Below are 8,031 nucleotides of genomic sequence, written 5' to 3' on the forward strand. Positions count from 1 at the left end.
CACCCCTATTGCCGGGCGCTCTAAGCCGTTGAACCGAATCACGGCCCGGATGGGCCCGACCTGTCGACACCCGACGGGCCGGGCCCATCCGGGCATCCGGGCACCCCGCGCTCCGACCCGTTCAGCCAGAAGAGCGATCGAGATCGTGAGGCGCACTCGCTCCACATCCGGATAGTACCTTTGGTGCAAAATTGTCCACCTCCCTCGCGGATGCCCATATCCAGTCGGGTAGGGTCATAGACCAACTGGCGTCCCGAATCCGTCTTTCTGAATCAATCCGGATCAGTCAGGCGGGTGGTGGGGTTCGGGGGCTACCATCAGCGACTGATCCGGAGGAGCAGTGCACAACGAACCGCCTCGTCGCCGGCAAGCCCGAACAATGTGGATGTATCCTCATGTCGCACCCGAGTCAAGATTCGAGGTGGGTTGTGGGTAGCCACTCCGCCGGCCGGCATTCACGGCAGACAGCGAGTAATCCACGCCGCTCGGATCGCGGTCATGCCCATCCGAGCGTCAGCCCAGAGACCGCCAGCCCGGCCCACGGGGCAGCCCCGGCGCCACGACCCGCGGGGGCGCTGTTCCTCCCCCGCCACCAGCTGCTGGAACCCGGCGAACTCGATACGGTAACCGGCCCGATCTCGGTCAGCAGCTCAGCCCGGCGTACTCAGATCACGGTGACTGCCGCCGCGCCGATGGACCGGCGACAAGCGTGGACGGCGAAGGTCGCCGAGGAACGGACAGCCAGACCGGTGCCGGGCATGCCGGTGCCCAGCAGCGGCAACGTTCAGTCAGACAGCACTCGATCGAACGCCGCCCGCTCCCGGGGCGCGCACCGGCGCGTCACCGCAAAGCAGGGGCGCGGCCGCTTGGTCGTCGCCGGCACCGCGTCACTGGCCGGCATCTCGGTAATACTGACCGGTCTGGCATTGTCGGGGAGCAATGACACGTCGATCACCGGTCCCGCGACCATGGAGACCACGCCCAGCGCGGGGATCGGTATAGGAGCGTCACTCACCAGGTCGCTCCCCACCCAGGCGTCATACGGTACCCACCAGCCGCCGGCAAGGCTCTTCCCACCGGATGCCCGGAGCAGATCGCTCATTTCCGGCCGGGCCGCCGCGGGGACCGGGCCGATCACAGCGGCCGATGGTATCGGCGGGCCGCAGCTGAACCTGCCGGGCAGCGTGCCCGCCGCCGGCATCCCGGCCGGCGTACCCGCGCCCCCGGCACCGGCCGGTACCCCCGGGGCGTCCACCGACGGGACATCCAGCGGATCGGTCCCCACCGCTACCGGACAGGTCGCTACCGCTGCCCAGGCCAACACTGGGCAGGCCACAACCGTCCCGCAGGACCCGGCCCAGCCCGGCGCGGGCGACGCCACCTCGCCGACGGTTCCGGCCAGCCCGCCACCAGCCGCTTCGCCGACTCCTACCGCTCCCGCCACTCCCACCGCCACCACCGGCACGCCCACCGCCGGAGCGGTGGGGCAGACCGGCGGTTCCGCGACTGCCCCTGGGCAGCAGTCACCGAACGCCGCCGGGCAAACAGCCGCCGCGCCGGCCACCACGACTCCGGCTCCGGCCCCGACTCCGGTAAATGCGAGTATCCCGATCCAGGATCTTTCGAACAGCGTGTTGAAACTCCACGACGTTGCGCCGGTCTGGCCGCACAGTCGATAAAAATCATCGCCACGAGCCGCTCACTCGGATCTCGCCCGTCAGCCCGAGTGGGCGGCCGTTCTCAACGGTCCCGGCCAGCTTTCCGCGGTGTGCCGGAAACCGCAACCACCGTGATCATCCGGTGCGATCCACCACATAGTCGGCAAGCGCCTCCAGCGCGGCCCTGGCCGGGCCCTTCTCCAACGAGGCCAGGCAGTCACGCGCATCGCTCGCCCAACGGATTACCTCGGCACGAGCCCGCCGCATAGCTGGATGGCCACGCAGCAGATCCAACGCCTCCGCGAGGGCCCCCTCCGCGGTGAACCCGTCCCCGATCAGATCGCGCAGCCTGGCCGCGGCGGCATCGCCCTCCTGTAGCGCATAAAGCACCGGCAGCGTGGGGATGCCCTCACGCAGATCGGTGCCGGGCGTCTTGCCCGAGGCCGATTCGTCCGAGGCCACATCGATCAGATCATCGGAAAGCTGGAAGGCCACTCCAAACCGTTCACCGAACGCGGCAAGGGTGTCCGCGGTGAAAGCATCGGAGCCAGCGAGCATGGCGCCGAGCCGACCGGAGGCCGCGATCAGCGACGCGGTCTTCTCTGTGATCACACGCAGATGATGATCAACAGGATCCTGTCCCGCGGCCGGGCCGACCGTTTCCCGGATCTGCCCCTCACACAGCGTCGCGATCGTGCGCGCCAGGATACGGGTGGCCGCGGGGCCCAGATCAGCGGTGATGTCAGAGGCACGGGCAAACAGAAAATCACCGGTCAGGATGGCGATCGTGTTGGTCCAGCGGACGTTCGCCGATGCCGATCCCCGCCGCAACGGAGCTTCGTCCATGACGTCATCGTGGTAGAGGGTCGACAGGTGAGTGAGCTCGATCGCCACCGCAGCCGGGACGACGCCTACGGCGTCGGGGTCGGCAAAGTGGGCCGCCAGCAGCACGAGCATTGGTCGGAACCGTTTGCCACCGGCATCCACGAGATGCCGTGACGTCTCGGTGACGAAGGGCACGTCGCTGTGGATGGCCGTGCGCAGCATCCGTTCGACCTTGTCAAGCCCAAGGCGAACAGCATATCCAAGATCAGGATCTGTCCTGATCCCCGTGAGATCCAGCCCGGTTGCACTCATATGTTCGTCAGCGTACGAAGCCGGACGTGGCCGCGGTACCGGCAAGGTCGAGCAGGGGCTGTGGCGCGACTCCCAGCAGCAGCGTCATGATCGCGCCAATACCGACGGCGGCGTAGGTCAAGGTCGGCCGGGTGACGACTATCGGGCCATCCATCACCGGTTCCTGGAAGAACATCAACACGATCACCCGAACGTAGAAGAAGGCCGCGATCGCGCTCGTCACCAGGGCGACCACCACAAGCGGTGTCGCGTTCCCAGCGACGGCGGCCTGGAAGACAGCAAACTTTCCGGTGAATCCGCTGGTCAGTGGGATACCCGCAAGAGCAAGCAGGAGAAAGGCGAAAATCCCCGCGAGGACCGGAGAGCGCCGCCCCAGCCCCTGCCACTGGGACAGATCGCTCGCCTCACCATCCGCGGTCCTGACCATGGTGATGAGGCCGAACGCGGCTATCGTGGTGAAACCGTAGGCGACCAGATAGAACAGGGACCCGCGCAGCCCGTCGCTGTTCGCCGCGGCGAGACCGGTGAGCAGGAAGCCGGCGTGCGCAATCGCCGAGTAGGCCAGCATCCGCTTGATGTCACGCTGAGTCAGCGCCAACACCGCGCCGACCACCATGGTCATGATGGCGATCGTCCAGACCGTGGGACGCCAGTCCCAGCGCAGCCCACCGAAGGCCACATAGAAAACCCGCAGCAACGCCCCGAATGCCGCCACTTTCGTACCCGCGGCCATGAACGCGGTGATCGGTGTTGGTGAGCCCTGGTAGACGTCAGGGGTCCACGAGTGGAACGGCACCGCACCAATCTTGAAAAAGAGCCCGATACCGAGAAGAGCCATGCCCAGGTACAGGTAGGTGTCGTTCGCGGTGGCCGTACCCGCGGCATCGGCTATCCGGCCGAGATCGACACTGCCGGCATAGCCGTAGAGGAAGGCAAGGCCGTAGATGAAGAAGGCCGAGGAGAACGCCCCGAGCAGGAAGTACTTCATCGCGGCTTCCTGGGACAGCAGCCGCCGCCGACGGGCGAGGCCGGCGAGCAGGTAGAGCGGCAGGGACAGGATCTCCAGCGCCACAAACATGACCAGAAGCGTGTTGGCGGAGACGAACAGCAGCATCCCGGCCACCGAGAAGGCCATCAACGCGTATACCTCGGTCTGCACAGCGGCGGAAGTCCGCGCGGCGGTCGCGCCCGGTGAACCGGGGGTAACCGCCGCGGAGGCCACGATCGCGCCTCCGGAGGAGTCCAGCCGCCGCTCAGCGACCAGCAGCACCGCGAGGAAGGCGAACAGCAGGATGGCGCCTTCCAGGAACAACGTAGGGCTGTCGATGGCCACCGCGCCCGCCGCGAGGATCTGCCGCCGGCCGTGCAGCAACACGACCGCGACGAACGCCACCGCGAAGCCAACGGCTGCCAGCGGCGGCTGGAGGAGCCGGCGTGTCCTCGCCGACGCGAACGCGTCGATGAGGACAGCCGCCAGCGCCACACCGAACACGATGATGATCGGACTCAACGCCGCGTACTGGATCGGCGGGACGTCGATCGTCCCCTGGATGCTCTGGGCCAGCGCGTCCTGGGCCAGGACGGCGGTTGGTGGAGCGCTCACGAATGGCCTCCGGCCTGACTTGCGTTCACGGGGATGGTGGGTGCCGGATCGGTGTGCCCGGCGTCTTCGAACGTCGCCGTGACGGTCGGACGGATGATGTTGATAAGGGGCTTCGGGTAGACACCAAGGGCGATGATCAAAACGACTACCGGAGCAACAACGATCTTCTCTCGAAGGCTGAGATCGAGTACCCCCCGAGCCTGCTCACCGACCAGCGGACCGGTCATGGTCCGCTGGTAGAGGTACAGGATGTAGACGGCGGCCAACACGATGCCGCAGGTGGCCACGATCGCCAGCGCCCGGTAGCGCGTGAACGTTCCGACCAGCACCAGAAACTCGCTGACAAAGCTGTTCAGACCGGGCAGCGCCAGCGACGACAGGCCCGCGATCAGGAAGACCCCCGCCAGGACCGGCGTCACCCGAGCCATCCCGCCATAGGCGCTGACGTCCCGGCTGCCACGCCGGGCCACCAGGAAGCCGACCACGAGGAACAGCAGACCCGTGGACAGACCGTGATTGACCATATACAACACCGCGCCCGTCCCACCCTGCGACGTCAGCGCGAAGGTTCCCATGGCGATGAAGCCGAAGTGCGCCAAGGAGGTGTAGGCAACCAGGCGTTTCATGTCCCGCTGGCCGATGGCCAGCAGCGCGCCGTAGAAGATTCCGATCACCGCGAGGGCGAGCACCATGGGCGCGAAGTAGGACGAGGCCTTCGGGAACAGTGGGATGCAGTACCGGATCAGCCCGAAGGTACCCACCTTGTCCAAGACCCCCACCAGCAGGATCGCGCCGCCGGTCGGCGACTGCGCGCCAGCGTCGGGGAGCCAGGTATGGAAGGGGAACAGCGGCGCCTTGATGGCGAACGCGATGAAGAAGCCCAGGAACAACAGCTTCTGGACGCCCGGAGTGATGTCAAGTTGACGAAGGGTGGCAAAATCGAATGTGCCGGTTCCCAGCTGATCGGCCGAGACCACATACAGGCCGATCACGGCGGCGAGCATCAACAGTCCGCCGAACAGGCTGTACAGCAGGAACTTCACCGCGGCGTAGGAACGCTGCGCCTGCTCCTTCACCGCTCCATAGCTCCCGATCAGGAAGTACATCGGGATCAGCATGGCCTCGAAGAAGACGTAGAACAGGAAAACATCGGTCGCCGCGAACACGCCGACCATCCCCGCCTCGAGAACGAGCAGAAGCGCGAAGAAGGCGGGAACGCTGCGCCTGCTCACAACACCGGCAGCCGGGCCGGCAGCCGCCCCGCCCGGATCGGCGGCACGGGCGGCACGGGCGGCAGCGGCCGGCGCGGGGCCTGTCACCTCGTCCCAGGAAGCCAGGACGACAACCGGCACCAGGAGCGTCGCGAGCAGGATGAGAACCAGCGAGATGCCATCGGCACCCACCGAGTAGGAAACCCCGAACTGTCTGATCCAGGAGTACTTCTGGGCAAACTGAAAGCCGGCCCGGGACGGCTCATAAGCGATGGTGGCCAACAGCGCCAGCCCGAACTCCACAAGTGTGACAACCAGCGTGATCTGCTTGGCCAGCGTGGCGAACCGCCGCGGGACGGCCAGCACGACAACGGCCGCCACGACAGGAATGACCAGCAGGGTCGTCAACCAGGGAAAGCTGTTCACGTCAGCCAACCTTTACCAGGTACAGCGCGCCGACCACGAGAACGGCACCTCCCAACATCGACAGCGCGTAGGAGCGGACGAATCCGGTCTGGGTCCGGCGCAGCCGCCCGGACAGGCCGCCGACCGCCGCGGCGCTGCCGCGGACCGCACCGTCCACCCCGACGGTGTCCAGCCAGACCAGGAACCGGGTGGCGTACTGACCTGGACGCATGAACACGGCTTCGTTGAAGGTGTTCGCATAGAGATCGTGCCGCGCGGCAACGGTCACCAGGCCCACCTCCGCGTCGGGCGGGGCCACGGCCTCGACCGGACGGAGCTGGTAGCGCAGGTACGCGCCAGCGAAGCCACCGGCGGCGACAAGCAGGGTGAGTGCCGTGAGAACCACCGGGGACATGGTGTGCACGCCCTCCTCCGCGCTCTCGCCGACGACCGGCGCCAGCCAGTTCTGCACGGAACCACCGAGCACGAACAGCCCACCGGCAACCGCCGCTCCGATCGCGAGCGGGATCATCGGGCCGGTCATCACCCTCGGGGACTCATGCGGGTGTACCGCCCGCGGCCCCTTGTCCGACCAGCGGCGCTCACCGTGGAAGGTCATGAGAAACAGCCGGGTCATGTAGAAGGCGGTTATCCCCGCGCCGAGCAACGCGGCCGATCCCAACAGGTATCCGCTGGTCCCACCCTTGTCGAAGGCAGCTTCAATAATCTTGTCCTTGGTGAAGAAGCCGGACAGCGGTGGAAACCCGATGATTGCGAGGTAGCAGATACCGAAGGTGGCCCAGGTGACCGGCATCAGCCGCCAGAGGGCACCGTATTTTCGCATGTCCTGCTCGTCGTTCATGGCATGGATCACCGAGCCAGCGCCGAGGAACAGCCCCGCCTTGAAGAAGCCGTGCGCGAGCAGGTGCATGATGCCGAGCGCGTAGCCCGCCGGACCGAGACCGACAGCCAGGAACATGTAACCGATCTGGCTCACCGTCGAATAGGCGAGCACCTTCTTGATGTCATCGTAGGCACAGCCGATGACGCAGCCGATCAGGATGGTGCCGGCACCGATGATCACGACTACGGTCCGGGCCGCCTGGGTCTCTGTGAAGATCGGATTGGCTCGGGCGATGAGATACACCCCGGCCGTCACCATCGTGGCCGCGTGGATGAGCGCGGAGATCGGGGTCGGGCCCTCCATCGCGTCCGGCAGCCAGGCCTGCAACGGGAACTGACCGGACTTCCCGCAGGCGCCCAACAGGAGCAGCAGGGCGATCGCGGTCAGCGTCCCGTAACCGATCACACCCGCGGCCGCCGCGCCGAACACCGTGTCGAAGTTCGTGCTGCCGACCGTCGCGAACATGAACATGACGGCCAGGGCCAGCCCGACATCGCCCACCCGGTTCATATAGAAGGCCTTGTTCGCGGCGGTCGCCGCGGCCGGCCTGTCCTCCCAGAACTTGATCAGCAGATAGGACGAGAGACCGACCAGCTCCCAGCCGGCATAGAGGACGAGGAAGTTGTCACCGAGCACGAGCAGCAACATCGACGCCAGGAACAGGTTCATGTAGGCGAAGAACTTCCGCCGGGCCGGATCGTGCGCCATGTAACCGATCGAGTAGACGTGGATGAGTGTCCCCACACCAGTGATCAGCAGGACGAAGAGCGCGGACAGCTGATCGAAGAGCAGCCCGGCGTCCACCTGGAAGCTGTTGACCGGAATCCAGGAGAACAGGTGCTGCGAGACCGCCCGATCGTCGCCACTACGCCCCAGCAGCGCGAAGAACAGCAGCAGCGCCACGACAAAGCTCGTGGCGGCGGCCGCGGTAGCCAGCAGATGGCCCCAGCGGTTGGTACGGCGCCCACCCAGCAGCAGGATCGCCGCCCCCGCCAGCGGCAGCACCAGCAACAGCCACATCACCGAGAAGATGCCAGTGGCGGAGGCGTAGTGCGGCTCATGCGGCATGGCGTACCTCGTTACCATCGGCACGGCCGCCGGATGCGTCGGCAC

5 protein-coding genes are annotated in these 8,031 nt (G+C 66.5%); all 5 read right to left on the reverse strand.

From position 1 onward, the window contains the following. Window positions 1-784 precede the first annotated feature (784 nt). The 5 genes from MJ783_RS03560 to nuoL all read right to left on the reverse strand — a co-directional run bounded on the left by MJ783_RS03560 (window position 785) and on the right by nuoL (window position 8,004). Window positions 785-1,567, reverse strand: coding sequence for a hypothetical protein (locus tag MJ783_RS03560; protein WP_239308468.1), 783 nt, complete (start codon window positions 1,565-1,567; stop codon window positions 785-787). 226 nt (window positions 1,568-1,793) lie between these two features. Beyond that, window positions 1,794-2,795: a polyprenyl synthetase family protein gene (locus MJ783_RS03565; protein WP_239308469.1), complete on the reverse strand. Its 1,002-nt coding sequence runs from the start codon at window positions 2,793-2,795 to the stop codon at window positions 1,794-1,796. Window positions 2,796-2,802: 7 nt separating this feature from the next. Beyond that, window positions 2,803-4,374 (reverse strand): NADH-quinone oxidoreductase subunit NuoN, encoded by a 1,572-nt coding sequence (nuoN, locus tag MJ783_RS03570; RefSeq protein WP_239308491.1) that lies wholly within the window; start codon window positions 4,372-4,374, stop codon window positions 2,803-2,805. A 20-nt stretch (window positions 4,375-4,394) separates the two neighbouring features. After that, window positions 4,395-6,035 carry an NADH-quinone oxidoreductase subunit M gene (locus MJ783_RS03575; RefSeq protein ID WP_239308470.1) on the reverse strand — a complete coding sequence of 547 codons (1,641 nt, stop codon included), beginning with the start codon at window positions 6,033-6,035 and terminating at the stop codon, window positions 4,395-4,397. A gap of 1 nt (window position 6,036) precedes the next feature. Further along, the gene (gene nuoL, locus MJ783_RS03580) at window positions 6,037-8,004 is read right to left on the reverse strand and encodes an NADH-quinone oxidoreductase subunit L (RefSeq protein ID WP_239308492.1); all 1,968 of its coding nucleotides are present in this window, start codon (window positions 8,002-8,004) and stop codon (window positions 6,037-6,039) included. Window positions 8,005-8,031: the final 27 nt, after the last annotated feature.

It is taken from the genome of Protofrankia sp. Cj3, assembly GCF_917627355.1.
In the GTDB taxonomy this organism is placed as follows: domain Bacteria; phylum Actinomycetota; class Actinomycetes; order Frankiales; family Frankiaceae; genus Protofrankia.

Bases quoted from the DNA above. Each gene is read 5' to 3' on its own strand.
- MJ783_RS03565 (WP_239308469.1), bottom strand. From the start codon at position 2,795: ATGAGTGCAACCGGGCTGGATCTCACGGGGATCAGGACAGATCCTGAT.
- nuoL (WP_239308492.1), bottom strand. From the start codon at position 8,004: ATGGTAACGAGGTACGCCATGCCGCATGAGCCGCACTACGCCTCCGCC.